Origin of the sequence: Nocardia noduli (assembly GCF_019038455.1) — a bacterium.
Lineage (GTDB): Bacteria > Actinomycetota > Actinomycetes > Mycobacteriales > Mycobacteriaceae > Nocardia > Nocardia noduli.
Map to the genome: position 1 here is coordinate 59669 of NZ_JAFMPL010000024.1, position 23267 is coordinate 82935.

30 protein-coding genes and 2 tRNA genes are annotated in these 23267 nt (G+C 63.5%); 23 read left to right on the forward strand and 9 right to left on the reverse strand.

All coding sequences use genetic code 11. The features are described from left to right. Positions 1-215 precede the first annotated feature (215 nt). The 4 genes from JZ792_RS16225 (at position 216) to JZ792_RS16240 (ending at position 3335) form a co-directional block, all read left to right on the forward strand. Complete coding sequence (locus JZ792_RS16225) at positions 216-647, forward strand: DUF2441 domain-containing protein (protein WP_216911293.1); 432 nt, start codon at positions 216-218, stop codon at positions 645-647. A 33-nt stretch (positions 648-680) separates the two neighbouring features. Continuing rightward, positions 681-1460: a hypothetical protein gene (locus tag JZ792_RS16230; RefSeq protein WP_216911294.1), complete on the forward strand. Its 780-nt coding sequence runs from the start codon at positions 681-683 to the stop codon at positions 1458-1460. 361 nt (positions 1461-1821) lie between these two features. Next, the gene (locus tag JZ792_RS16235) at positions 1822-2343 is read left to right on the forward strand and encodes a DUF6932 family protein (RefSeq protein ID WP_216911295.1); all 522 of its coding nucleotides are present in this window, start codon (positions 1822-1824) and stop codon (positions 2341-2343) included. Beyond that, positions 2334-3335, forward strand: coding sequence for a hypothetical protein (locus JZ792_RS16240; RefSeq protein ID WP_216911296.1), 1002 nt, complete (start codon positions 2334-2336; stop codon positions 3333-3335). The genes JZ792_RS16235 and JZ792_RS16240 overlap by 10 nt, the downstream gene beginning before the upstream one ends. 101 nt (positions 3336-3436) lie before the next feature. Here JZ792_RS16240 and JZ792_RS16245 read toward each other — a convergent pair whose 3' ends face one another. Then, the gene (locus JZ792_RS16245; RefSeq protein WP_216911297.1) at positions 3437-4111 is read right to left on the reverse strand and encodes a hypothetical protein; all 675 of its coding nucleotides are present in this window, start codon (positions 4109-4111) and stop codon (positions 3437-3439) included. A 780-nt stretch (positions 4112-4891) separates the two neighbouring features. Between JZ792_RS16245 and JZ792_RS16250 the strand changes: the two genes are divergently transcribed. Further along, positions 4892-5725, forward strand: a complete 834-nt coding sequence (locus JZ792_RS16250; protein WP_216911298.1) for a hypothetical protein — start codon at positions 4892-4894, stop codon at positions 5723-5725. 48 nt (positions 5726-5773) lie between these two features. Here the strand turns inward: JZ792_RS16250 and JZ792_RS16255 are convergent, their stop codons facing one another. Further along, positions 5774-6457, reverse strand: a complete 684-nt coding sequence (locus JZ792_RS16255) for a GntR family transcriptional regulator (protein ID WP_216911299.1) — start codon at positions 6455-6457, stop codon at positions 5774-5776. Between the two features lie 215 nt (positions 6458-6672). Between JZ792_RS16255 and JZ792_RS16260 the strand changes: the two genes are divergently transcribed. The 15 genes from JZ792_RS16260 to JZ792_RS16330 all read left to right on the forward strand — a co-directional run bounded on the left by JZ792_RS16260 (position 6673) and on the right by JZ792_RS16330 (position 15793). After that, a complete protein-coding gene (locus JZ792_RS16260; RefSeq protein ID WP_216911300.1) occupies positions 6673-7137 on the forward strand; it encodes a hypothetical protein in 465 nt (154 codons plus the stop codon). Between the two features lie 2 nt (positions 7138-7139). Further along, on the forward strand, positions 7140-7397 hold the full coding sequence (locus JZ792_RS16265; RefSeq protein ID WP_216911301.1) for a hypothetical protein: 258 nt from the start codon (positions 7140-7142) through the stop codon (positions 7395-7397). Beyond that, positions 7397-8260 carry a DUF2637 domain-containing protein gene (locus JZ792_RS16270; protein ID WP_254189900.1) on the forward strand — a complete coding sequence of 288 codons (864 nt, stop codon included), beginning with the start codon at positions 7397-7399 and terminating at the stop codon, positions 8258-8260. Before JZ792_RS16265 ends, JZ792_RS16270 begins: the two co-directional genes overlap by 1 nt. A gap of 259 nt (positions 8261-8519) precedes the next feature. Beyond that, on the forward strand, positions 8520-8756 hold the full coding sequence (locus JZ792_RS16275; RefSeq protein ID WP_216911302.1) for a hypothetical protein: 237 nt from the start codon (positions 8520-8522) through the stop codon (positions 8754-8756). After that, positions 8756-10063, forward strand: a complete 1308-nt coding sequence (locus tag JZ792_RS16280) for an FtsK/SpoIIIE domain-containing protein (RefSeq protein WP_216911303.1) — start codon at positions 8756-8758, stop codon at positions 10061-10063. The genes JZ792_RS16275 and JZ792_RS16280 overlap by 1 nt, the downstream gene beginning before the upstream one ends. Then, entirely contained in the window at positions 10060-10374 is a 315-nt protein-coding gene (locus tag JZ792_RS16285) for a hypothetical protein (protein ID WP_216911304.1), read from the forward strand. Before JZ792_RS16280 ends, JZ792_RS16285 begins: the two co-directional genes overlap by 4 nt. Then, the gene (locus JZ792_RS16290; protein ID WP_216911305.1) at positions 10371-10619 is read left to right on the forward strand and encodes a hypothetical protein; all 249 of its coding nucleotides are present in this window, start codon (positions 10371-10373) and stop codon (positions 10617-10619) included. Before JZ792_RS16285 ends, JZ792_RS16290 begins: the two co-directional genes overlap by 4 nt. Positions 10620-10622: 3 nt before the next feature. Next, positions 10623-10817, forward strand: coding sequence for a hypothetical protein (locus JZ792_RS16295; RefSeq protein ID WP_216911306.1), 195 nt, complete (start codon positions 10623-10625; stop codon positions 10815-10817). Then, positions 10814-11134: a hypothetical protein gene (locus tag JZ792_RS16300; protein WP_216911307.1), complete on the forward strand. Its 321-nt coding sequence runs from the start codon at positions 10814-10816 to the stop codon at positions 11132-11134. The genes JZ792_RS16295 and JZ792_RS16300 overlap by 4 nt, the downstream gene beginning before the upstream one ends. Continuing rightward, entirely contained in the window at positions 11131-11370 is a 240-nt protein-coding gene (locus JZ792_RS16305) for a hypothetical protein (RefSeq protein ID WP_216911308.1), read from the forward strand. Before JZ792_RS16300 ends, JZ792_RS16305 begins: the two co-directional genes overlap by 4 nt. Then, entirely contained in the window at positions 11367-12047 is a 681-nt protein-coding gene (locus tag JZ792_RS16310; protein WP_216911309.1) for a DNA cytosine methyltransferase, read from the forward strand. The genes JZ792_RS16305 and JZ792_RS16310 overlap by 4 nt, the downstream gene beginning before the upstream one ends. Positions 12048-12049: 2 nt before the next feature. After that, on the forward strand, positions 12050-12685 hold the full coding sequence (locus JZ792_RS16315) for a hypothetical protein (protein WP_216911310.1): 636 nt from the start codon (positions 12050-12052) through the stop codon (positions 12683-12685). Further along, complete coding sequence (locus JZ792_RS16320; protein ID WP_216911311.1) at positions 12682-14442, forward strand: replication initiator; 1761 nt, start codon at positions 12682-12684, stop codon at positions 14440-14442. The genes JZ792_RS16315 and JZ792_RS16320 overlap by 4 nt, the downstream gene beginning before the upstream one ends. A gap of 14 nt (positions 14443-14456) precedes the next feature. Further along, positions 14457-14630 carry a helix-turn-helix domain-containing protein gene (locus JZ792_RS16325; RefSeq protein ID WP_216911312.1) on the forward strand — a complete coding sequence of 58 codons (174 nt, stop codon included), beginning with the start codon at positions 14457-14459 and terminating at the stop codon, positions 14628-14630. Further along, positions 14630-15793 (forward strand): tyrosine-type recombinase/integrase, encoded by a 1164-nt coding sequence (locus JZ792_RS16330; RefSeq protein WP_216911313.1) that lies wholly within the window; start codon positions 14630-14632, stop codon positions 15791-15793. The genes JZ792_RS16325 and JZ792_RS16330 overlap by 1 nt, the downstream gene beginning before the upstream one ends. A gap of 98 nt (positions 15794-15891) precedes the next feature. Here the strand turns inward: JZ792_RS16330 and JZ792_RS16335 are convergent. The 3 genes from JZ792_RS16335 to JZ792_RS16345 all read right to left on the reverse strand — a co-directional run bounded on the left by JZ792_RS16335 (position 15892) and on the right by JZ792_RS16345 (position 16896). Then, positions 15892-15964, reverse strand: a tRNA-Arg gene (locus tag JZ792_RS16335). 36 nt (positions 15965-16000) lie between these two features. Then, a tRNA-Ser gene (locus JZ792_RS16340) sits at positions 16001-16090 on the reverse strand. A gap of 92 nt (positions 16091-16182) precedes the next feature. Then, a complete protein-coding gene (locus tag JZ792_RS16345; protein ID WP_216911314.1) occupies positions 16183-16896 on the reverse strand; it encodes a dienelactone hydrolase family protein in 714 nt (237 codons plus the stop codon). 179 nt (positions 16897-17075) lie between these two features. Between JZ792_RS16345 and hisC the strand changes: the two genes are divergently transcribed. After that, positions 17076-18152 carry a histidinol-phosphate transaminase gene (gene hisC, locus JZ792_RS16350; protein WP_216911315.1) on the forward strand — a complete coding sequence of 359 codons (1077 nt, stop codon included), beginning with the start codon at positions 17076-17078 and terminating at the stop codon, positions 18150-18152. Here the strand turns inward: hisC and JZ792_RS16355 are convergent. After that, positions 18149-19195, reverse strand: coding sequence for an alpha/beta hydrolase (locus tag JZ792_RS16355; protein ID WP_216911316.1), 1047 nt, complete (start codon positions 19193-19195; stop codon positions 18149-18151). The genes hisC and JZ792_RS16355 overlap by 4 nt on opposite strands. 536 nt (positions 19196-19731) lie before the next feature. On the opposite strand from JZ792_RS16355, the gene JZ792_RS16360 reads away from it, so the two are divergent. Then, positions 19732-20823, forward strand: a complete 1092-nt coding sequence (locus JZ792_RS16360; RefSeq protein WP_308165325.1) for a nitric oxide synthase oxygenase — start codon at positions 19732-19734, stop codon at positions 20821-20823. 7 nt (positions 20824-20830) lie between these two features. Here JZ792_RS16360 and JZ792_RS16365 read toward each other — a convergent pair whose 3' ends face one another. After that, positions 20831-21661 carry an enoyl-CoA hydratase/isomerase family protein gene (locus JZ792_RS16365; RefSeq protein ID WP_216911318.1) on the reverse strand — a complete coding sequence of 277 codons (831 nt, stop codon included), beginning with the start codon at positions 21659-21661 and terminating at the stop codon, positions 20831-20833. 77 nt (positions 21662-21738) lie between these two features. Here JZ792_RS16365 and JZ792_RS16370 point away from each other — a divergent pair, with 77 nt between their 5' ends. Then, positions 21739-22218, forward strand: a complete 480-nt coding sequence (locus tag JZ792_RS16370) for a winged helix-turn-helix transcriptional regulator (protein WP_216911319.1) — start codon at positions 21739-21741, stop codon at positions 22216-22218. On the opposite strand, the gene JZ792_RS16375 is transcribed toward JZ792_RS16370, so the two are convergent. Beyond that, positions 22215-22652, reverse strand: a complete 438-nt coding sequence (locus tag JZ792_RS16375; protein ID WP_254189901.1) for a cytotoxic translational repressor of toxin-antitoxin stability system — start codon at positions 22650-22652, stop codon at positions 22215-22217. The two genes, JZ792_RS16370 and JZ792_RS16375, sit on opposite strands and share 4 nt — an antisense overlap. Next, a partial coding sequence (locus JZ792_RS16380; RefSeq protein ID WP_216911321.1) for a hypothetical protein occupies positions 22649-23267 on the reverse strand: 619 nt, incomplete at its 5' end. The genes JZ792_RS16375 and JZ792_RS16380, both read right to left, overlap by 4 nt.

Here is a 23267-nt window from a genome sequence, read left to right on the forward strand (position 1 = left end):
GGGTGTTGATAGGTGCACCCAAGTGCCCTAAGTTGACTGCTGACGGCCTGGAGACGGCCTAGCCAGTGAACCGAAGTGAAGGGCAGGGCACGTCGGTGCCAACGTATTTCCACATCGATCGGGGCAACCGACTACAAGCAGGAGCGACCGTCGGACTATGGGGGTCATCAATGCCGTGGTTCCCTGGTGGGGTATCGCATCATGGTGATTGGTACTTGCGCAACGAAGCGTTCGAAATCAAGATCCCGGGATTGGACGGCAGCGATCATTTCGCCGTGGACCGAAGTGTGGGTCTTGAGTTGGTATGGGAACTGGTGAGATTGAACGAGTTCTCCGGTGCACCTTCGCGGTTCCAGTCGATGTTCGCATTCGAGAGCCTGGCGGAAGCCCAGCAGTGTCAGGTTCTAGACGGCGGTGACGGGACGATTTGGGAGGTCGAGACTGATCTGCCAGGATTTCGCGCGGACATGTCGCTTCTGCACACTCATCCGAAGATGGACAGCGCTCTCCAGATGGCCCGTATCTACTGGTCGCAGTCGGAGGACTACGACCGGTCAAACCTTCCGCCTGAATGTGGACCTCCGGTATGGGAGATTCTGTTGGCCGCGCCGGTTCATGTAGTGCGCCTGGCAACTGACGTCGTCTGATCCACAACTGACGCAATTAGAGGACTTCAGGGTATGAATGACCCAAATTTGTACTTGACAGAATCTCCATTGAAGATGCCGCTGGCCAACTGGGGGAAATACACTACAGATACAGAAATACTCGTTCATCTGACGCACGAAGGATTGTCGCGCATCATAGATTCACCTGAAATGTATCGGATTCTGGAATTTGATGAAATGAAAATTTCGCAAGCCGAGCAAAAAGCCTCCTACGCAAAGAACGAAGTTGAGGCCGGTTTTCCGACACTCCACGCACATAGCCTGCTCGGATTATGGGGTGCCTTGGAATGTTTTGTGGAGGATATTCTTCGAGGGATGATTGCATCTGATCCCTCGTTGGTGGGTTCGGATATTTACAAAGGAATCAAAATACCCGCCGCAGTCCTACTTCAGGACGATGTCACACGTAGTGCGGTTATCGTGGAAGAGATTAGTCGTCATACCAGCGCATCTCTCGCTCACGGCGTTGATCGATTCGAAAGGCTTCTTAAGTTCGTCGGGTTGGAGGGTGGCGTTCCGAAACAAATCAAAGATGCAATATATGAAGCTCAGCATATCCGAAATGTATGGGCTCATCGCGCAGGGGTCGCGGATGCTAGGTTTGTTGAACGCTGCCCGCATCTAGGGTACGCAGTTGGGCATCGAATTTCGCTGAGCCCTGATCTGTTTCTGCGACTAATGCATGGTATGCACATGTACGGAGTCGTCATCGTGAATAGATATCTAAATAGGGCAGATGTCGGGCTGCTGACCAGTGAATGCCATGGCTATGAAGGGGTGCTTTCGTCATAAAGGTTTGGGAGCCGGTCAAGCTCGGATAAAAGCGCCTAGATTCAGCTGAGGCGACAGCTGCGGACTGAGTGCAAGTAGTACTCCGGATTGTGCGACGGCGCTCGCTTTCAAATCGACTACCTATCGCGGCGGTCGGTACATCGAGGTCCGTGGTTATCCGCGAGCTGGCAAAACACCTCCATGACAGTACGACTGTGTCTACGGTCGTACCGGCGACATGTGACAGCACGGTGACATCTGCCGTCAGAGCTGCACTGACGCTGCCGAGACGCGACCAGCGTGGCGACACGAGAGTGGTCGCGATGTGGCGTTGGACACGTATTGTCGTGATGTTCAGGAAAGGGGCCGAGGGGTGAGAAGAGTGGTGCTCCCAGATTTTGTTGATGGCCACGACGGCTACCAGGTCTTGCCGCCGGGCCGTTGGCCGTGCACTGCGGAAGAGTTCGAGAAGCGCTTTGTCAGCGGTCTTCCTGACGAGCCACGTCGACGACAGATTTTCGAGGACGTCGAGGAGTACCAAAGGCAGCAAGCGCGTCGGGGGCTGACGATCTTGTCGTACTGGATTGATGGCAGCTTCACGTCTGCGAAACTCAATCCCGGAGACATCGACGTCACGGCCGTGGTGGACGGTGCGACGTCGCAGCCAACGTCGGACTGGAAGGACTGGTTCGATCCGACAGACCGGTGGAAGTCGGTCGTACATCCGGATGTAGGGCGACCGCTGTTGGTCGACGGCTTCGGCATCATGAAACTGCCCGACTCACATCCGGCTCACCGAGACTATCTGCTTACGCGCGGATACTGGGATGATTGGTGGCAACGCTGCCGCGGTACCGGGGCAGCTACTAGCAAGGGCTACGTGGAGGTGAAGCCATGGACATAGACCCTGCGTTGGTCGCCCGTGACCGCGAACTGGCAGCCCTCGCCTCGCGTCGATACGAGAACGACGATTGGATGGCTGAAGCTACCCGCCGATCGGCCAATAGCCTTCGTGATCTCGTCCACGAGGCGTGGATGCCTGCCCGGCCCGGTGTCATTGCCCGGTTTCATGATGGGGAAGTCTCCGGCCACACAGCCCCTGCTTACCAGGTACTTCGTGCAGCATACGAATTCAACGATGCCGTAGTAGCGGTGGCCAATGGACGATTGACTAAGCCCGCCGCGACGATCAATGATGCAGTCCGAAAGCGCCTAGGTCTGCTAATACGTCCTGTTCTTGCAGGCTCAATTCAGATCGATCTCGTAGCGCCGCTTCCCGGAATGGATGAGACGTTAACAATTCCCGGAACGGATCAATCTCAGGAGTTGCTTCCAAACTTTCTTGAGGTGCAATCGCCAAGCAATGCCGCTCTTAACACTGTCTTGGGAGTACTACGGCAAATATCGGTTGCCACTTCCGAGGAATCAATGTCGACTCAACGCGACGAGGTTGGCTCAGATGGCTGGCGTAAGCTCGCACGGTTAACGAGAAGATGTATCGATGCTGGATTCACGATCGATTTTGCTTCCCGCGTAGATCCCCAAGATCGATTCTCGTTTACTCCGCTTAATGCACACTCTCTTTCTAGCTTAATTAGGGAGCGGTCACTTACAGCTGTAGAGGTCAATTATGTGGGCTTGTGGCAGACCGCCAGCGCAGTACGCAGTTGGTTTGATCTACAAACGGATGACCTTCAACGGGTGAGCGGAACAGTTCCTCAGAATCTTATAGAAGACTCGATGGGCCTGCTCGGCCAGCGAGTCCGTGCCATTGTTCAGGAGGATGTAGACCCCGATAAAGAGCGCCTCGTCTTAAAAAGGACCCTAGTGTCACTCCAGCCTGATTTCGGCCGTGCGCTGCCTCGGCAACGAGGACCTAGTAACGATATAGCCTAGGCCCCATGCCTCCAGCCGCCCACTCCGGAGGCAGACTAGCAGTTCAATTCACGTCGCCCCGCGGACATGTGAACCGAACCGGATCGTGACTGGCCACAACTTCAATCTTGCAGACTAGCTTTACCAAGGCTATTCGGAGATGGACGGAAGAATCGCCGCGAGAACTCGGCGATCAGGCCCGCGGTCGCATCAGTTAGTTCAAGCAACCATGCCGCCGCAAGCAGTAACTCCTCCGGAGATTTGAACCTCGGACCTGTGCTCCAGTTGAATCGACCGCCTTCGACGATCTGCATCGCTGACACGATAGATATCGAATGCGGGTGCGCATATTTGCTCAGCTGATCATAAATGTGTTTGCCCTGCTTGAATCTGGTTCTCGAATGGTTGACTATCCTTCCAATCTTTATCCCGTGACCGTCGCCGTCTCCCCATAGTTGACCTAGCTGACCAGGCTTATCAATCACGTAAACCAGTGTTGCCGCATTCTCAAAATAAGAACGCAATAGAGTGAACGTCGAATAGGGATTCTCACTGGCCAGGGCGTCGGATGTTGCCATCGCGAGACACTGCGCCCGGGTGGTCATTCCCATTAAAACCAGATGGGAGACTGTCAACTGATCGGTGACGCTGATCGCGGACATGGTGGCAGCAGTGATCTTTTCGTGTGCAGATTTCGCAAGTTCGATCGCGGAATCTTTGTCCACAATCCCCAGGGCTGTGACCCACTCGGGTAGCGTCTCCTCGGCTTCCCCCGGATCAGCCGTCTCCGTTGTCATGGCAAAACCATATCCGGCCGGTCAACTCATTTGACACCGCATTGCACGGCGCGTGCTATATACAGCTATGTTCGGGGTTAGGTGCACATGACGGGGGCTGGCTACCCGCCTGTGCGTTCGCTCTCGTCGTTCTCCTGCGATCACGAGGACGACGGTGTTGGCACCGTTGCTGGTGACTTCCTTTCTCCTGCTTCCTCGTCCTGGCCATCCCTGAGCTGAGGGCGGTCGTGTCGAGGGCGCTCTTTCCCTTGACTCGTCCGAGTGAGGTCAGACAATCCGGCCATGAGGAGGCAGGGATATCGCAACCACACGATGCCCCCGTCGACAAGGTGCCACGTCCGGCTGTCCCATGTTGGATTTTTGTTCAGCAATTCATCCGTGCAGGTCAGCCTGGTATCGAGTCTTCCGATGACCGGACCACAGCCAGGCCCCACGTGCGTAGCCGGCGGATTGGGCGGACAGCTGCGGGAGAGCAAGTCGGGGACGGCTGTCGGAGTGCCCAGCACTGCTCGGTGAACGAAAAAGCGGCCAGCTCTGGAGAGTCCGCGTGATGCCACGTCGCCGAAGCGGATGCCAGAACACGCGAAGAGAACCAAATGCGCACCGACGGCCATCGCGCTGCCGACGCGCTCGACGCGCCGCGGCGACCGCTGTTTGGGAGCCGCGCTGCGCGTCGTAGCGCGGCGGCGGCGCGTAGCGCCGTCGGTGCGCTCTTGACTCTATATAGCGAAATTCAGCAACGACTCTCGTAGCACGCGAGATCACCCGGAGAATGAAGACATGACTGGGCTTGTGTTGACGCCGGAACGCCGGACTGAACTCGCGGCACTGCTCGAGGACGAGCCGAGATTGAACGCCGAGTTCCCCAAGGTCGCAGAGTATCTCGATACCGCACCGATGCTGTCGGGCACTGAGGATGAAGCTGCGGACCGTGCGTTCGATCTTCGGTTGCTGCACTACATGACAGGAGGGGACTCGGCCTCACGCAACCCGTACTGGGACATCGTTGCCCCCGCAGTGACAAGCGACGGCCAACGACGGCGGATCGATGGCGGAAGTTCAAAGGGAAGCGCACGCCTCGGTTTCGCGCAGACGATCTTGCAGGCGACCTTTGCCTACGCGGTACCGGCTCCTGAGACGCTGCGGTGGCTGCGTGAGTTCTCCCAGGGGCACAAGGTGTTCGAACTTGGCGCGGGGCGCGGCTATTGGGCACGGCAACTCGCTGATCTCGACGTGCCGGTCGGTGCGTACGACTCGGAACCGCCGGGATCGACCACGAACGTGTCATTCCCAGCGATCCAGGGACAAGAAGACGAGTGGTATCCGGTCGAACCCCTCGACCGATTCGATCGTGATCTCGACGGTGACAGCGTGCTGTTTCTGTGCTGGCCACCCGGATGGAACGATCCGATGGCGTCTACAGCGCTCGAAGAGTTCGAGTCTCGCGGCGGGCATCGGCTGATCTATGTGGGTGAGCCGCTGGGCGGCAAGACTGGCGATGACAAGTTTTTCGAAGATCTGGCAGCACGCTGGGCCTTGGCGAGTGTCGACGAACAGTTCGTCTCGTGGTGGAACCTCGGTGACGTTGCCCAAGGATGGACACGGAAGCGCTGATACAGAGGGGCCGTCCCCCTGTTCGGCGACGGCCCCTCTGCTGCAAGATCACTCCTGCGGATCGAGTGCCATTCGGAACACGAAGGAGCCGTATCGGTCCTTTGGATACGAGACGTCAGAAACCATCAGCACTCGTCCGTCTGACATGAGGAACCGTTGGTGAACTGCCTTGATGAGGTCATTGGCGCCGATGCGCAGCCATTCCGCATGGGCGGGTTCCGCTGAACGATCGGTGACGGTTTCCTCGAGGATTTCCGCTGTGCTGACCGCGGGCGCGTCGGACGGCTGGTAGCTGTCGGAGATCGAAACAGGGCGCTCCTCGACGGTGGCTTTCACCACCGTGTGGATTACCTCGGTTCCGACATCGACCCGCAGTAACGAGGCGCGTTCATCGTCGGCGGGCAACCGATACTCTTCGCGCTGGATAGTCACGGCTTCACGTCCGCCCGCTGACTCATTGCCGAAGGTGACCTCGGGGTCCTCCCACTGACGCTCCGGCGCAATACGAACCAGCTTGGGTTGGTCGGCGACGAACATTCCTCGGCGTTGGACGGTGCGTACGAGTCCCTGGCGTACGAGAAGGTCTTTCACGCTGCGGATGACGATCTCCGATACACCGTGCGTCTTGGCGAGTTCGGTGTAGCTCGGTAGCTGCGTCCCGACCGGCAGTGCACCGCTGCGGATCTTCTGTGCGATCTCCCCTGCGATGGAAACGTACTGCGGTTCTGTCATGGCGCGTGCCCTCCGAGTTGTGCCCGTCGTTTCGACAACGATGTTCAGTATAGACGCTGCGTATACGCAAATTCTCAGCTCACCGCACGTCCGTAAACCCTTCTTGATTCTACGTATACGCAAGACCTTGTGCGTATACGTAGTTGCGTATACGCTGTTATGTATGCGCAGAATCCGCGCAGCTCAGGTGCGATTTTCTCAAGGAGTGCAGAGCGATGGCTTTGAAGGATGTGTGGTTCACCCCGGAGTTCGGTGAGGCGTTCCCGGATGGGTTGTTCCTGTTGGGTGAGATCACCGCGGTGACGGAGTTCAGCTCCGATCGGAATGCGCCGAAGCGTCAGCGCATCGATGTCGACAACGACGGCAACGGCACCGGCAAGCGCCTGTGGAAGGGCACGGTCACCGATCCGACCGCGCTGGGCGCGAAGAACGTCAGCTTCGACGTGATGTTCGTCGCCGACGTGGTGCCGGTTCCGGCTGCGGCGCCGATCGCTCGGGGCATGACCCCGATCGAGTTGGAGGGGTTGCAGGTCAAGCCGAAGGTCGCCGGTTCCGGGGAGTTCAAGTCGATCGGCTTCAACGTCCGCGCGACCGGCATCAAGGGCGACACCTCCGGTGCTCGGCAGGCTCCGGCCGATCCGGGTGTTTCCCGTCCGAATTCGACCGGTAAGGCGGCGTGATCATGTCGGAGTATCAGATCCGGTCGAGCGTGAGTGCTGACGTGACGGTCGATGAGGTGACCGCGAAGTATCGGCCCGCCTACGAATACAACGGCGGCGACTACTCGGCGTCGGTCCGTATCCAGTTCGGGCTTCACAGTGCGTCGTCGGTGACGTTGAGCATGGCCGATGCCCGCAAGCTGGCCAAATCCCTGCCCGCGATCCTGGCCGAACACGACGCCTTGGTGTCGGGGCCGGTGTCGCTGGTCAAGGCGGCGTGATGAGCGCGGCGGATCAGCACAAGTCGACGGCTATGAAGTGGGCTCGCTGGTCCGCCGCTGTCATCATTCTCGCGGTCGGTGCCGCGGCGTTCCGGCTCTCGTTCACCACCCTGCAAGACCTGGCCGTGCTCGCCAGGGTGCCGAAGTCGGATGCGTGGCTGTTCCCGCTGATCGTGGACGGCACCATCCTGCTCGCCACCTTCGGCGTGCTGGTCTCGCCGAGCAAAACCAGCGAGCAGCGCTTCTTCCTCGCCGTACTCGGTATCGGTGCCGCGGTGTCGGTGGCGGGCAACAGTATTCACGCGATGGCCTCGGGTCACCCGTTGCCGGGGTGGGCGGCGGCGATCGTGGCGGCGGTGGCACCGATCAGCCTGCTGGCGGACACCCACGGGCTGGCTCTGTTGTTCCGCACGGTGCAACGTGCCCCGGCGCCCGTCCCGGTGACTGTTGCCGGTGAGGTTGCGGTCGATCCTGTGTCGGCCGATCCCGTGCCGGTCCCGGTCATCGAACCCGAACCCGTGTCTGCGGCACCGACTCCGAAGCGCTCCACTCGTACCGATCCGAAGACGGTGGCTCGCGCGGTCGAGTTGCACCGCGGCGGCATGAAGTATGCCGAGATCGCCCGTGAACTGGGTGTGTCGGCTCGGACCGCGGCGAAGTACGCCAAGTCTGCCGATACACCGGAATCCGTTGACTACGAGACGGTTCCGGCCGAAGTCCTCGACGCTGCGTCTCCTGCTCCCGAACCCGAACACGCTCCTGTGCGTGTGGCCTCGCCGGTCCCGGTTCGTGTGGCTCCTGTCCGTCCCGTGCGTCCGGTGCAAACGATGCTGCCGGTCGCTGTCCCTGCTGGGGGTTTCTGATGGTCTCCGTCCTCTCGATCGCTGTCCCTTCCGTCTTCGCTGCGGTGATGGCTCCGGCCGTGCTGCTGGCTTCGGCCTCGACTCCCGATGTCCCGGTGTCGACCCCGGTCCCGGCCGAGTGCGCGATGTTCTGCGACGAACCACGCGAACAGTCCCCGGATAACTGCGTGATGTTCTGCACCGACCCCACCCCGCCTGCCTCGGGTGAGTGCCGACTGTTCTGCGAGCCGAGTCGTCCCTCGAACGAGTGGGGCCTGTGATGTACGAGTCCTTCGCCACGCTGATGCCCAATATCGAGGTCGCCGGGGTCGTCTACCGCCCGCACGCCATCGCCGATGATCCGGCGTCCCCGCCGATGGTGCGGGTCGCGTTCGACGCGTTCGGGTCCGGGCTGTCGTTCACCATCACCGATGCCCGCGCTCTGTTCGCCGGTCTCGGTGACGCCCTGGCCACACACGACCGCGGGGCCGTCGCTGCTGTGAAGGCGGTGGCGTGATGGCTGCCCTCGACGCAATGGTCTTCGGCGGCGGTCTGGTCGCCGCGTCGGCGGGCATGTGGTGGCTGCGTTCCCTCGGGGGCGGTGTGCGCCCGTCGCATCCGGGCGATGTCGCCGACTCCGCACCCCGCGAACTGCGTACGGCGGTGTTGGTGATCGCCGATCCCCGTCAGCGGGCGCACATGTTCATCGCCTGCGGTCTCGGGTCGCTCGATACCGGGTTCCCGCCGTTGGAGGACTGGGTTTACACCGATTACGGGTTGCAGGTCGACCTGTTGATGATGGCCGGTCAGAAGCGCAAGGACTGGGCCGGGGAAGACGCGGTGGACGCGCTCGCCCAAGTGCTGGCGGTCAAGAACGTCACCGTGTCTTTCCCTGATCCGGGGGTGGTTCGTCTGCAACTGCGGGTGTGGGACACCCTCGCGGACCCGACAACGGTGTCGGGGGTCCACAACGGCGTGGACTTGGAGGCGATCCCCGTCGGCGTGCTCGAGGACGGCGGTGTCTGGAACCTGGCCCTGCTGTACCGGCATCTGTTGATCGCGGGCGGCACCAACGCCGGTAAGGGCGGACTCGTCTGGGCGATCATCGCCGGACTCGCCCCGGCCATCGCTTCGGGGCTGGTGGAACTGTGGGTCGCCGATCCCAAGGGCGGTATGGAGTTCGGGCGCGGCAAAGCCCTGCTGACCCGCTTCGAGTACACCGACGAAGGCATCGTCGCGATGATGGCCGACGCCGAAGCCCTGATGCTCGAGCGTGCCGCGCGGTGTCGTGAGGCAGGTATCGAGAAGCACATCCCCACCACCGACGAACCGCTGATCGTGATCATCGTGGACGAAGCCGCAGCGATGACCGCCTACGCCGAACCCGACACCATGAAGAAGTTCGACCGCCATTTCGGCAAGCTCCTCACCCAGGGCCGCGCACCCGGTGTCAGCCTGATCACCTGCGTACAGGACCCGTCCAAAGACACCCTGCCCCAACGTCAGCTGATCCCGATCCGTATCGCGCTGCGCCTGGACGAACGCAACCAGATCGGCATGGTCCACGGCGACTCCGCACGTGAACGCGGCGCCCGCTGCGACGAAATCCCCTACACCACACCCGGCGTCGCCTACGTGCGCGAGGACGGGACACCGAACATCGTACGAGCGCGCTCGTACTTCGTATCCCGCGAAGACATCGCGGCCCTGTGCGAGCAGTACGCGCCCCGCGGTCACGGTATCGACCTCGCGCCGCAGGGCGACTACTCCGACTTCGACCCGGATGACCTCGGCGACGGCGAGAACGGTCCGGTGGCGGCATGAAGCGCGGATTCACCACCCTCGGTTGTGTTGTGGCCGGTTGCTGCGGCTGCGAGAAGGTCTACGGCTCGGCGAATACGGCGGCGGTGTTCGCCTCGATCGATGAGGCCATGGACTTCTTTGTCGACGGCGCGGATGGCTGGGAACTCTACGACACCCGGTTGATGTGCCCTGACTGCCTGCAACTGTCGCTGTGCTTCAACCCCGGCCACGACTGGCACACCTCGATCGGTCCCATCGCCAGCGGGGAAACGCTGGTGACTCGCCAGTGCACGCTCTGCGGCCTCTACATCGCCGAGGTCCTCGCGGCATGAAACGAGGATTCGTGACCTTCATCCATGTCCGCATCTACTGCGACAGCTGCGGGGCGGTCTACACCGATCCCGGCGTCGACGGCGAAATGTTCGAGCCCGAAGACCTGGGCGCGTGCTTCCACTCTCGCGCTGCCGCGGTCGCCTGGATCGTCGGTCACCCGCAGGGCTGGACCTACGACGGTGACCGCGTCCTGTGCGAGGTCTGCCACGACACCGACATCACCGACATCGACCTGAGGGGCTAAATCATGAAGCGCATCAACAACACTCGCAATACCGGTACCGGCTACCAGGCTGAGGTGATCGACCTGGCCTCGCGTCGGCGTGGACTGCTCGAACGTCGTGGCGCGAACCCGCTGGAAGTAGCGGTGGCCATGTGCCTCGAGACCGGCGAATTCCCGGCCTGGGGCCACGATTCCGATGACGGCGGGTGGGCGGCATGACCGGAACGTGGCAGCCCGGCCCCGGCATGGAATTCGATCGTGTGGCGGTGGTGGTCGACCGTGGCCGTATTCGCGAATACTGCGAGGTCTTCGCCCGGTACCGTCCCGATTCCCCGTTCGGCGCCGGTGCGGTGGAGCTGACCTTGCACCGCGAAGCCGGGTTCGTCGCCGTCGCTCACCTGGTCATGAGCCTCGATGATGCCGCGGCCGTGCTCGCGGTCCTGGCCTACGCGGTCGGCGATGCCTGCGACCTGACCGGCCGCGATGTCCCCGAGGTGTCCCCGTTCCAGGTTCGCGGGTCAGGGGCGATGTCGTGAGCACTCGTAAGGCGGTGCAGTGGGGCGTGTTGATCGGTGAGACCGTGCGCCCCCTGCCCAAGGCTCAGAACGTCTCGCAAGCCCTGCTGATGGCTGAGCAGCCCAGCAACCGTGGCAAGCGCGGCTCGAAATCGGTGGTGGTGTTCCGCGACGGCGAACACGACATGTGGAAGCGCTGGCGTGACAACACCCCCGTGCCTACTCAATTCGCCCTGTTCGATCAGGAGGCGTCATGAGCACGGGCAGACCGCGGTTGTTGGATCTGTTCTGCTGCGCCGGTGGTGCCGCGACCGGTTACCACCGGGCCGGGTTCGACGTGGTCGGTGTCGACATCGCACCCCAACCCCGCTACCCGTTCGAGTTCCACCAGGGTGACGCGTTGGAGTTCCTGGCCACGCACGGTCACGAGTTCGACGCCGTACACGCCTCCCCGCCCTGCCAGGAGTACTGCACACTCCACGCGCTCTCGCCGGACAAGCGGTACCCGGATCTGGTCGCGGCCACCCGCGCCCTGCTCGACCAGGTCGGGCGTCCCTATGTGATCGAGAACGTCATGACCGCACCCCTGATCCGGTCCCGGTCGATCGTGCTGTGTGGCAACGCGTTCGGGCTGCGCACCTATCGGCATCGACGGTTCGAGTCCCGGCTGTCGTTGTCGGCACCGGCGCATCCGCGTCATGTGGTGCGGACGGCGACCCGGCAGCGTAAGGCCCGTTGGGCGGATGGTTGGAACATCTCGGTCACCGGTGATGTCGGCCGCTACGTCGGCCCGGAGGCGATGGGCATCGACTGGATGACCGGCGACGAACTGTGCCAAGCCATCCCACCGGCCTACACCGAACACCTCGGCCACCAACTCCTGACCCAACTCACCGATCCCACCGGCCCGATGACCCTGTTCGAGGTGGCATAACCATGAACACGAAGATCACTGTCCATCAGTCGAGCCCGGCCGACGCGATCACCGACGCCGCGCTTGGCATCATCTGGGTTCTCGTGAAAGCCGCGGCACTGCTGGTGTGGTGGGCGCTGCTGTTCCCGATGCTGTCGATTCCGCTCGCCGCAGCGGTGACGGCGTGGCTGTTGTTCGGCTGGTCCACTGCCACCATCGTCGGGCTCGTCGGCCTGGTGCTGCTGGTGGGCTGGCGGATCGGTTCCCCGGCCACGTTCACCCGCTGGGTCACCGACCGGGCTCGTACTCGGTTCCTGGCCTGGCTGCGGTACCGGCGCCGGTGGACGCGGATGCTGTCGGCCTGCGGGTTGCAGGTCACATACGGCGAACAGGTCGCGACTCCCAGGCTGGCCAGTGTGCGGGTGGGTGCGTTCACCGACCGTGTGACGGTGCGGATGCTGCCCGGTCAGTGCCCCGACGACTACACCGGCCGCACGGCCCACCTCGCACACGCCTTCGGTGTCCTGGAATGCCGAGCGGTCGTCGTCGGCCCGTCCACGGTGGAACTGGCGTTCCGGCACCACGATTCACTCGCGCAGCCGGTCACCCTGCCGCGTACCTCGGTCGAATGGCTCTGGGACGAGAAGGAGGCAGCGTGAACGCAACCCAGACTCTCGGAACAGCCCCGGCCGGTGCCGTCGCTCCGAATCGTCAGACCGCGGCCGAGCGTCGCGCTATGCCGGACCTGACCGATATCGCCGAAACCGTGGCCCTGGAACAGGGCGTGTGCGCCCGGGTGGTTCCGATGCGGGCCTTCGACACCAACACCGGGCGCGTCTCCTACATCGGCGCCCCGTGCAAGGCCACCGTGGCAACAACCTGCCCAGCGTGCGCGAAGGCCAACAAGTCCGTGCGCGCTATGCAGCTGCGCGAGGGCTGGTGCGCCGACCACGAACCCGTGCGCCCGGAACCGGCCGTCACCGAAGCACAGGCACAGGTACTGGCCGCTCGCGCTGACCTGTTCGGCCAATACCACGACGCTCGCCGTGACGAGGACAGCGAACTCGCCGAAGCGATCAAGACCTGGGTAGCCGATCTGGATGTCGAGCTGCGCGAACTCGGCGTGCGCGGCCGCCTCCCCGCCCTGGACGAGAAGCCTCGTCGCCGGGCCAAGTCGACCCGGCGGCGGGAGGATCTGCCGGACCTGCCACGCAAGAAGGTCGCCCGGACCACGATCGGTACCGCCTACGCCAACGGCAAGTACCGGCCCTCGACGTTCTGGACCCTGACCATGCCCTCCTACGGGCACATCAACCGCGTCTGGAACCCGACCGGGGGCAAGGACAAACAAGGTGCGTGGGTCTCCGACGGCTCCCCGCGTGATCCGGAGTCCTACGACTACCCGCGTGCGGCCCGCGACATCATGCACATGAAGGCATTGTTCGATCACTGGATCATCAACCTGCGTCGGGCGGTCGGCTGGGACGTGCAGTACTGGGCCAGCGTCGAACCGCAGAAACGCGGCGCCCCCCACATCCACCTCGCTATCCGCGGTTCGATCCCGACCAAACTCCTGTACGCGGTGACCGCGGCGACCTACCGCAGTATCTGGTGGCCGCACTTCGACCGCGAGAACGAAATCTATTCCGGGGACCGTATGCCGGTCTGGGACCACCGGGCAGGCACGTTCGTCGACCCCAAGACCGGGCGGGCGTTGACCGAGTGGGACGACGCTATCGCGGTCATCGACTCCGTGGACGACCTGGAACCGGCCCACACCATGAAGTTCGGGGCCGAGTCCAAACCGGTCCAGATCCTCGCTGGGACACCGGAAATGGATCGCAAGGTGGCCTATCTGACCAAGTACCTCACCAAGTCGGTCGGGGAAATCCTGGAGTCCGACAGCCCTCGGGTGAACCGTCACTACGACCGGTTGTACGAGGAGTTGCAGCGCACCCCTTGCCGAGAGTCGTGCGCGGTGTGGCTGCGCTACGGCATCGTCCCCAAGGGCGGTGGCAGCGAGAAGATGCAACCAGGCCGGTGCCGGGGCAAGAACCATCGCCGTGACGCGCTCGGCGTTCCGGGCAAGCGATGCAACAACTCCCGCAAATGGTCCGGCAAGACTCTGGTCGATCACAAGGCCGAACGGATGGAGTTCGTTCGCGGGAAGCTGGCCGCGCTCGGGATCTTCCCGCCCGATACCTCACATCTGAGGATCACTCCTGTCGGTCCGGGTGACCGGGACGCGCCCCCGCGCTCGCACCTGATCATGGCGTCGGTCTCGGCCAAACTCACCGACCGCGCCCAGTACACCCGAGCCTGCCTCGTAGACGCCGAAGGACCACCAGGTGGCGACCCCGCTTCACATAGAAGCGTTGCAGCACAACAAGTTTCGTCCCGCCAGATGGCGGCATAGGAGGGGTGGTTGTCATGTCCAAGTTGCTCAACGAGACCGAGGTCCGCAAGTTGATCCCGGTCGGGCACAGCAAGTACTACGAACTGATCGGCTCCGGCGCGCTGCGGTCGGTCAAGATCGGCCGTCGCCGCTTCGTCACCGAGCAGGCGATTGCCGACTACATCGCTGAACTCGATCAGGCTGCCTGATGCCGCGTCAACGAATGACGCCCGGCGAGTGGGGCAAGATCACGGTCAAGCCGACCGGTCCGGGACAGTTCACCGCATCGACCAACGTCCGCGACGAGGACGGCAATCGCCGTAGGGTTCGGCGTACCGGTGGCAGCGAGGAAGCGGCACGGCGGAACCTGTTGCGGCACCTCAAGGAGCGCACCGCACCTCTGAGTGATGCCGTGATCACCACCCGCACGACGCTGGCCGAACTGTTCCCGATCTGGCTCGCGACGAAGACCGAGCTCAAGCCGCAATCGCGCGAATTGTACGAACAGTCATGGAACCGCAATGGGCGCAAGCAGCTCGGCGCACTCCGAATCCGGGAACTGCCTACCAGTCGCGCCGAAACGCATCTCGGAAAGATCGCGGCTCGGTCGGAGTCGAACGCCAAGACGTTCCGGGTGGTGCTGATCGGCATGTTCGCCCTGGCCGTGCGCTACGACGTACTACCGGTGAACCCGATTCGAGAGACCACCCGAACAGGTGGCAAGCAATCCGGCGCCCGCGCTCTCACTCCCGAGGAGTTCGCCAAGGTGCGGGAGGCAGTTCGTGCCTACAGGGACCGTGAGAAGGGTTTCGGACCGCGGCCCGGTCGCCAGCTTCCCGAGTTCGTTGACGTGCTGGTCTCGACAGGATGGCGCCCGAATGAGGTGCTGTCGCTGCGGTGGTCCGAGGTCGACTTGCTGGCCGATCCGCCGACGATCACAACTACCGGAACCATGATCGACCACGGCAAGGTCAAGGGCGAACCGCTGCACCGACAGGACACGCGGAAAGGAGATGCCCCCGACCACACGGTGATCCTGCCGAAGCTCGCGGTGGAAGCTCTGGCGGTCCTGTTCGGCAATGCTGCCGGTTCCGATAGCCCGGTCTTCACCAACCGAAATGGTGACTGGATGAGCTTGGCGAACCTGCGTCGTTCCCTGCGGGCCGCGTTGCCCGAGGAACTGAAGTGGGTCACTCCGCGGAGCTTCCGGCCGACAGTCGCGACAGTCGTTCGTGACGACCTCGGACCGGCCGAAGCGCAGGCGCAGTTGTCACACGCCAAGCTCGCAACGACCGAACGGCACTACCTCGAACGGCGAACGGTCGGCCCGGACGCGCGAAAGGCTCTCGACCGGTTCGCGGACGGAAAGTAGTCACTCGTTTGTGGTCGGAAAGTAGTCGATCTGGTGGAAGTCCTCACAAACGCGATCCGCCCTGCACCGGGAAAGTCCAGGTGCAGGGCGGATCTTTGTGCGCCCGAAGGGATTCGAACCCCTAACCTCTTGATCCGTAGTCAAGTGCTCTATCCGTTGAGCTACGGGCGCATGTGTTATTCAGTTGTTACCCGGCGAACCGGGGTGTGGCGGAGGCGAGAGGATTTGAACCTCCGGTCCCCGTGAAGGGACAACTCATTAGCAGTGAGTCCCATTCGGCCGCTCTGGCACGCCTCCTGGAGCCTTCTCTTCGAGGGCACCGGTCCTTTCGAACCGCCGAGCATGAAGATTACAGGAGCTGGACTGGAAGTAACAAAACGCCTGGTCAATCAGCGTAAATTGCTGTCGAACCAGTCGAAGATCCTGGTTTGTGAATCGAGGGTGACGTGGTCGTCGTCGGGGTCGCGGCCGGGGGTGTCGGCGCGGTGGCGCAGACCCGGGTAACTGATGACGAGACTGGCGACCGAGGCGCGCGCCGTGGCGTCGCGGAGTTGGTCGATATGCGCGGGCGGGGTGGCGGGGTCGTCGGTGCCGTAGAGACCGAGCCAGGGCGCTTTCAGTTCGGGTGCGACGCGGATGAGGGCGTCGGCTTCGGAGGTCAGTGGTTCGACGATGCCGGGGGCGGCGACGCTGACCGCGGCGCCGACGGGGCGGTTGGTGGCGACCAGGAAGGCGGCGGTGCCCGCGTGGTCGAATCCGAGGACACCGATACAGTCGGGGAACACCCCGTGCTGGGTCAGCCAGTCGAAGCAGGCGTCGAAATCGGCGAACAGTTCGTCGCCGAACACCTCGTGGGCGGGGTCGCCGTTGCCCCGGTGGAAAAGGTCCGGCGCGAGGACGGTCCAGCCCTCGCCCGCCAATGCCTTCATGAGTTCGAGCAGTGATCCCGTGAACTCCCGGGATTCGTGGAGTACCACGATCCCGCCGCGCGCGTTTCCCTCCGGTTCGACCACGGTGATGGGCACCTTGGCGTCGGCGGCAGAGCGCTCTGTCATGTCGTCGCCACCACGAAGCGCGGCGGTATCGTCATAAATGCCCGACATGAAACCAGAGTAGGGCGCTGGCCCGATCTTCGCGAGAAATTGCACATCGACGGTCGTTATTCAGGGGTTTTTCCGGCTGGAACCCGCTTACATCCCCAATCCGCCAGTTGACAGATAGGCAGCCGACGGGTGCGTGGCCGGGCCGCGGGAGGCGGAGAAGGGTCGCCTACTGTGGAGGGGTGACACCGCACATCCGGCCGGATCTCGCCTCCATTCCGGCGTACACACCGGGCCGCAGCAACCCCGGCGCGGTCAAGCTCGCCAGCAACGAGACGACGCTGCCACCGTTGCCCGCCGCCGCGAAGGCGATCGGTGAGGCCGCCGAACTCGCGCACCGGTACCCGGACAACCAGTCCGGCGAGCTGCGGGCCGCACTGGCCGAATTTCTCGGCGTCACGGCGGCCAATGTGGCGGTCGGTTGCGGCAGCGTCGCGATTTTGCAGGAACTGGTGCAGATCACCTGTGACTCCCCCACCGACGAGGTGGTGTTCGCCTGGCGCTCGTTCGAGGCGTATCCGATCGTCACCCAGGTCGGCAATGCGAAGGCCGTGCAGGTTCCGCTCGACGGCGACGCGGTGCACGATCTAGACGCCATCGCCGCGGCGGTCAACGACGACACCAGGATGATCTTCGTCTGCAATCCGAACAACCCGACGGGCACGGCGGTCGGCAAGGCGGCGCTGGAGCGTTTCCTGGACGCGGTGCCGTCGCGTGTGCTGATCGTGCTGGACGAGGCCTATTACGAATATCTGCGTTTGACCCCGCAGGATCGGCCCGACGGCGTCGAGTTGGGCCGGGACAGGCCGAATGTCGTTGTGCTGCGTACCTTCTCGAAAGCGTATGGACTCGCGGGGTTGCGTGTGGGTTACGCGGTGGGTGATCCGGAGGTGATCACCGCGCTGCTGAAGGTGCATATCCCGTTCAGCGTCAACCGGGTCGCGCAGGCCGCGGCCATCGCGTCGCTGGAGGCGCGGCACGAATTGCTCGACCGCACCCACGCCCTGGTCCTCGAGCGCGAGCGGGTGCGCTCGGCCCTGCTGGCCGCCGGGTATCGCATCCCGCCCAGTGAGACGAATTTCTTCTGGTTGCCACTCGGTGAACGCAGCGTCGAATTCGGTGAGGCGAGCGCGGCGGCCGGTGTGCTCGTGCGTCCGTACGGCGTCGACGGCGTCCGGGTGACGATCGGCGATCCGCACGAGAACGACCTGTTCATCGCGTTCGCGACCGAGGCGCAGGTCGCGGCCCGGTTCGCTTAGGAGGCTCCGATCGCGTCGGCGATCGTCGGCCAGGACAGGGCGAGTTCATCGGTCCAGTAGGGCCACGAATGCGTGCCGGTGGCGCGGAAATTCACGGTGGCGGGGATGCCGAGCTCGGTGAGTCGGTCGGCGAGTCGGTGCGTGCAGATATTGGCGCCCGCCTCCAGCGGAGCGCCGAAGGTGAGGGCGCCGACGATATCCGGATTGCCCGGTACGTCGTACGCGCCGGGCACGCCGTTGCCGACCGATACGTAGACGGCCTTGCCGCGCAGCGCCTCCGCGTGTGCGGTGACGTCGTGGGCGAGCCAGTCCGGATCGTCGTACCGGCCGAACATGTTGTCGGGCTGGCCGAGATAGGTGGCGACGATCGCCCTCGCCTGCGCCTGTCCCAATTCCGAACCGATCGAGTAGCAGCCGCTGTGCGCCGCGACCGCCGAATAGAGCCCGGGCAGCCGCACCATCAGCATCATCGCGGCCTCGGCGCCCATCGACACACCCATGACGGCGTTGCGGCCGTTGCCGAGGAATTCGGCGTCGATCAGCGGTGGGAGTTCCGCCGCGAGGAAGGTTTCCCACCGATTGGTGCCGAGTACCGGATCCGGGCGCTGCCAGTCGGTGTAATAGCTGGCCGGTCCGCCGATCGTCAGCACGACGTTGACGTCCTTGTCCGCGTAGAAGCGGTCGACGTGGGCCTCTTCGAGCCAGTTGTTGCTGTTCGAACTCGCGCTGCGCCCGTCGAGCATGTACACGGTAGGTCGGGGGCGGGACCGGTCCTCGGGCAGCAGGACCTGCACTTGGACGGTGCGGCCCATGGCGGGCGACTGCACGAACACGCGCAGCCTGCGGTCGTTGATCGGCTCGATCCGCTCGATCGCGGGCCGGGTCGGAGGTACGGCGATCGGATCGGCGCCCTGCGATCCGGTGCCGGGCCGGTCCGGCTCGGCGACGACGTGCGGAGCGCTCACGCCCGCCGCACCGGCGAGCAGTGCGGCGGTCAGGATGACGCTGGATATCCAATGCCGTGCTTCTCGCCGAGACAGCATCTTCGCGATCCTGCCAGAGCACGCACGGCATTCAGGTCCGCCATACCGAGGTGACAAACTTGTGACTTGCGCCACTTTTCTCGCATTCGATACGCAGGCACGCGACCCGCATCGCGGGTGCGCGACACGCCACGCCACACCGTGTCGATAGCCGAGCGAACTGGGATTACCTCGAAACCGGGCACACGACCAGCACACCCCGCCTAATCTCCGTTTCGGACCTCTCGGGGGTCGATAGGGAAAACGCATACCGCACGCAGCGCCGCCACGCATCGAGGTCACGGTGTCGCGCGATGCCGTCCGCGTGTGCCGTGATCCCGTCGTTCGTCCGGGGGTTGCTGTGACCGTCGCGCGCGGGCTATTCGACCGCATCGCGCGCGACATCGTGCTCGTGGATGTCCCGGCATGACAGGGGGGTGCACCACGCGCGAGTTCTCTGCTCGAAAGATGTTCTGTCTGTTAGGCCCGATGCCCGACCGGAGAAAATCGTGAACAATGTGTCGCCAGTTCGATCAGTCGAGACCACCGCCACCCCGATACCCGACCGCACGGATCTACACCGCCGTCTGCGCGAATGCGACGAATTCTTCCGCCGACCCGAACTAGCGCATCTGTCCTCCCACCGCCGCCGCACCGCCTCGGAACAACTCGAGCAGAACGGGTGCTACGTCCAGACGGCCGAGGAGATCCTGATCGGCGCCAAACTCGCGTGGCGCAATCACTCGCGATGTGTCGGCCGAAAGCACTGGCGCTCTTTGAAATTACTCGACGCGAGGCAGGTGCGGACGGCTCGCGAACTGGCCGAGGTGTGCTGGCAGCACCTGCATATGGCGACCAACGGCGGCGCGGTCCAGTCGATGATCACGGTCGGACCGCCGCGCCAGGCCGACGGACGCGAATTCCGCATCGTCAGCCCACAACTGATCCGCTACGCCGGGTATCGCAATGGCGACGGCACCGTCACCGGCGACGCCGCCCACGTCGGAATCACCGAATTCGCGCGGAAATTGGGCTGGCGCGGCGCGGGCACGCCCTTCGACGTCCTGCCGCTGCTGATCAGTACGCCGGACGAGCCGATCCGCTGGTTCGACGTGCCGCCGGAGTTGGTCCGCGAGGTCGAACTCGAACACCCCGATTTCGACTGGTTCGCCGGACTCGGGCTGAAATGGCATGCGGTACCGGCGGTTTCCAATATGAATCTGGAAATCGGCGGCGTCACCTATCCGTTCGCGCCGTTCAACGGCTGGTACGTGGGCACCGAGATCGGGGCGCGCAATCTCAGCGACACCAACCGCTACAACATGCTGCCGTTGATCGCGGACATGATGGAACTCGACACCTCGCACGCGCGTACCCTCTGGCGCGATCAGGCGCTGATCGAGGTGAATCGCGCGGTGCTGCACAGCTATCGCAAGGCGGGTGTCCACATCGTCGACCATCACACCGTGGCCAAACAGTTCTGCGACCACGTCGACAAGGAGGCGTCGGCGGGCCGCACCTGCCCCACCGATTGGTCCTGGATCAACCCGCCGATCTCCTCCGGCCTGACACCGACCTTCCACCGCTACTTCGACGCCGCCGACGACGACATACGCCCCAATTTCGTGCACCGCCCACAGGACAACTGACCGACCGCTACACCGATGCCGCCCCGACGCCGACCTCGAGGACCCGCTCGAGGTCGAGTTCGCCGTCGCGCGTCTGGGCACCCGCGGCGAGGGCGGCCGCGGTGCGTTCGATCGCGGTGGCACCGGTGAAGACGGGCCACAACAGCTCGGCCTCCACCTTCAGCCCCTCCTCGATCGGCAGGTTCGCGGCGTCGACCGCCCGGCGCGCCGCGGCCACGGCCTCGGGTGGGTAGGAAGCGATGCGGGTGGCCAACCGATCGACGTAGTGGTCGAGTTCGGCGGCGGGCAGCGCGCGGTTGATCCAGCCGTAGCGCTCGGCGGTGTCGGCGTCGAAGAGGTCCGCGCCGAGAACGGCCTCCAGCGCACGCGCGCGACCGCCCAGCCGGGGCAGGTACTGGGTGCCGCCGCCACCGGGGAAGATGCCGAGACTCACCTCGGGATATCCGAACCAGGCGGCGCCGCGTGCGGCGAAACGCATATCCAGGGCGAACAGGAATTCGTTCCCGCCACCGCGCACCCGGCCGGTGATCTTTGCGATGGTCACCTGCGGAAGGGCACGGAAGCGGCCGTACAGACCCGCGCCCGGCCCCTCGACGAATCGCGCGAGGGCATCCGGATCCACGATCAGGCGCATATCGCCGTGGGCGAGGAAGAATTCCGAATCCGCGCTGTCGAGCACGATCACCCGGATCGCGTCGTCGTCGGCGACCGCGGTGGCGAATCGATCGAGATCGGCCACCAGCGCGGTGTCCAAGAGGTTGATCGGCGGGTTGTCGATGGATACGGAGGCGACACCGTGCGCTACCCGAACGCGCAGCGTGTCATAGGTGTGGTCCACAAGCTCTCCTAACTACTGAATTAGAAGCCAGACTAGCTGAATACTTTTTCAGAATCCACACTCGGTATCCTGGACGTGTGGAGTGGACATCGGTCGATCTGGACAACTGCCCGATCGTGCGGGCGCTCGACGTCCTCGGCAATCGATGGACCCTGATCGTGCTGCGCGAATCGCTCAACGGCGTGCATCGCTTCGAGGATTTCCTGCACCACCTCGGCGTCTCCCCCTCCGTGCTCAGCAAGCGCCTCAGGGAAATGGTCGATCAGGGACTACTCGTCCGCGAGCCCTACCGCGAGCCGGGCGGGCGCGAACGGCACGAGTACCACCCGACACAGAAGGCGTGGGAGCTGTACCCGGTACTGGTCGGACTCATGCAATGGGGCGATCGATACCTGGGCGACCCCACCGGACCGCCGGTGCGGCTCGTCGACAGCGTCAGCGGGCAGCCGGTGATGGCGGCCGTCGTCCCGAGCGACGCCGCCGTGTGTTCACCCGCGGACATTCGCGTCGAGCCGGGGGAATCCCTCAAGCTCCGCGAGGCGGACGGACCCGACTAAGCCTGGTCGGTCCAGTATTGATCGAGGCGACCGATCGCCTCGTCGCGCGTCATCGCACCGACTTCTTCCTCCGACAGTCCGACCAGCCGGATGAGTTTCTCGACCACGCCGGCCGGAATCGACTGCTTGTTCGGTATGGCGACGGCTCTGGACTCACGGTCCGGACGTTTCCCGAAAGTGACGCAATTCCAGAATTGCTCCTGAGAAACGATCAACTGCTCGCGCAGAATCTGCGACCACATCGTCGGGCCGTGATCGGTGGCGTCGACCGGACGTGAGATTCGCGTTCGCAGTGTGCGGCCGTCGGACAGCGACAGCCCATAGGTTCGGCGATGCTGCACGGTGCCGCCTTTGGCGTCACGAACGAGCACCCAATTGTCGTTGCGGCAGAACGTATCGTGGGCCTTACGGTTACCCGGCGGGAAGGTACTCACCGCTCGGCCATGACCAGCCATTCCTTCAACTGGGCATCGGTCGATAGCTCGACGAACTGCACGAACTCTCGATTCTGCCGGTGGTTGACGGCGGCGTAGAGGTGCGTCTGCCAGTCCGCGGCATATTCCCGGATGGCCTCGATCAGCGCGGCGACGGCGGAATCGAAGTCGTCTTCCTCCACCGCGAGCGGCAGCCCGGGCAGGAATGCGACCCACTTCCCGTTCTCGTGGACGACCTGCGCCTCATGGGCGGTGATGATCCGACTCAGCATCCAGCGGAACCGCCCCAGCTCGACGAGTGCCGAATCCTTGCCACTTCGGGTCACCACGGCGACATCACCGGCCTCCGCCACGGAAAGCATGTTGGCGAAGTTCTCCCTGGCACGAACCATCGATTCGTACCGCGTCACCGATTTTCGCTGAGCCACCCGCGCGTTCATAGCCTCGGCATCCCGTCGTTCACGCGCGCTCATGACGTACACAACGTACATGACGTACATCGCGTTCCGGCCCATATCGGAGCACGTCCGACACCCCTTGACAGTTAGCGACCAAACGGTTTCTATATATGAGTGAGCTACGACACAATCATCAAGAACGGGCGGTGGTTCGACG

Bases quoted from the DNA above. Each gene is read 5' to 3' on its own strand.
- JZ792_RS16280 (WP_216911303.1), top strand. From the start codon at position 8,756: ATGGCTGCCCTCGACGCAATGGTCTTCGGCGGCGGTCTGGTCGCCGCG.
- JZ792_RS16255 (WP_216911299.1), bottom strand. From the start codon at position 6,457: ATGACAGAACCGCAGTACGTTTCCATCGCAGGGGAGATCGCACAGAAG.
- JZ792_RS16345 (WP_216911314.1), bottom strand. From the start codon at position 16,896: ATGTCGGGCATTTATGACGATACCGCCGCGCTTCGTGGTGGCGACGAC.
- JZ792_RS16295 (WP_216911306.1), top strand. From the start codon at position 10,623: ATGAAGCGCATCAACAACACTCGCAATACCGGTACCGGCTACCAGGCT.
- JZ792_RS16245 (WP_216911297.1), bottom strand. From the start codon at position 4,111: ATGACAACGGAGACGGCTGATCCGGGGGAAGCCGAGGAGACGCTACCC.
- JZ792_RS16290 (WP_216911305.1), top strand. From the start codon at position 10,371: ATGAAACGAGGATTCGTGACCTTCATCCATGTCCGCATCTACTGCGAC.
- JZ792_RS16325 (WP_216911312.1), top strand. From the start codon at position 14,457: ATGTCCAAGTTGCTCAACGAGACCGAGGTCCGCAAGTTGATCCCGGTC.
- JZ792_RS16270 (WP_254189900.1), top strand. From the start codon at position 7,397: ATGAGCGCGGCGGATCAGCACAAGTCGACGGCTATGAAGTGGGCTCGC.
- JZ792_RS16310 (WP_216911309.1), top strand. From the start codon at position 11,367: ATGAGCACGGGCAGACCGCGGTTGTTGGATCTGTTCTGCTGCGCCGGT.
- JZ792_RS16355 (WP_216911316.1), bottom strand. From the start codon at position 19,195: ATGCTGTCTCGGCGAGAAGCACGGCATTGGATATCCAGCGTCATCCTG.
- JZ792_RS16315 (WP_216911310.1), top strand. From the start codon at position 12,050: ATGAACACGAAGATCACTGTCCATCAGTCGAGCCCGGCCGACGCGATC.
- JZ792_RS16230 (WP_216911294.1), top strand. From the start codon at position 681: ATGAATGACCCAAATTTGTACTTGACAGAATCTCCATTGAAGATGCCG.
- JZ792_RS16275 (WP_216911302.1), top strand. From the start codon at position 8,520: ATGTACGAGTCCTTCGCCACGCTGATGCCCAATATCGAGGTCGCCGGG.
- JZ792_RS16265 (WP_216911301.1), top strand. From the start codon at position 7,140: ATGTCGGAGTATCAGATCCGGTCGAGCGTGAGTGCTGACGTGACGGTC.
- JZ792_RS16300 (WP_216911307.1), top strand. From the start codon at position 10,814: ATGACCGGAACGTGGCAGCCCGGCCCCGGCATGGAATTCGATCGTGTG.
- JZ792_RS16285 (WP_216911304.1), top strand. From the start codon at position 10,060: ATGAAGCGCGGATTCACCACCCTCGGTTGTGTTGTGGCCGGTTGCTGC.
- JZ792_RS16250 (WP_216911298.1), top strand. From the start codon at position 4,892: ATGACTGGGCTTGTGTTGACGCCGGAACGCCGGACTGAACTCGCGGCA.
- JZ792_RS16240 (WP_216911296.1), top strand. From the start codon at position 2,334: ATGGACATAGACCCTGCGTTGGTCGCCCGTGACCGCGAACTGGCAGCC.
- JZ792_RS16260 (WP_216911300.1), top strand. From the start codon at position 6,673: ATGGCTTTGAAGGATGTGTGGTTCACCCCGGAGTTCGGTGAGGCGTTC.
- JZ792_RS16330 (WP_216911313.1), top strand. From the start codon at position 14,630: ATGCCGCGTCAACGAATGACGCCCGGCGAGTGGGGCAAGATCACGGTC.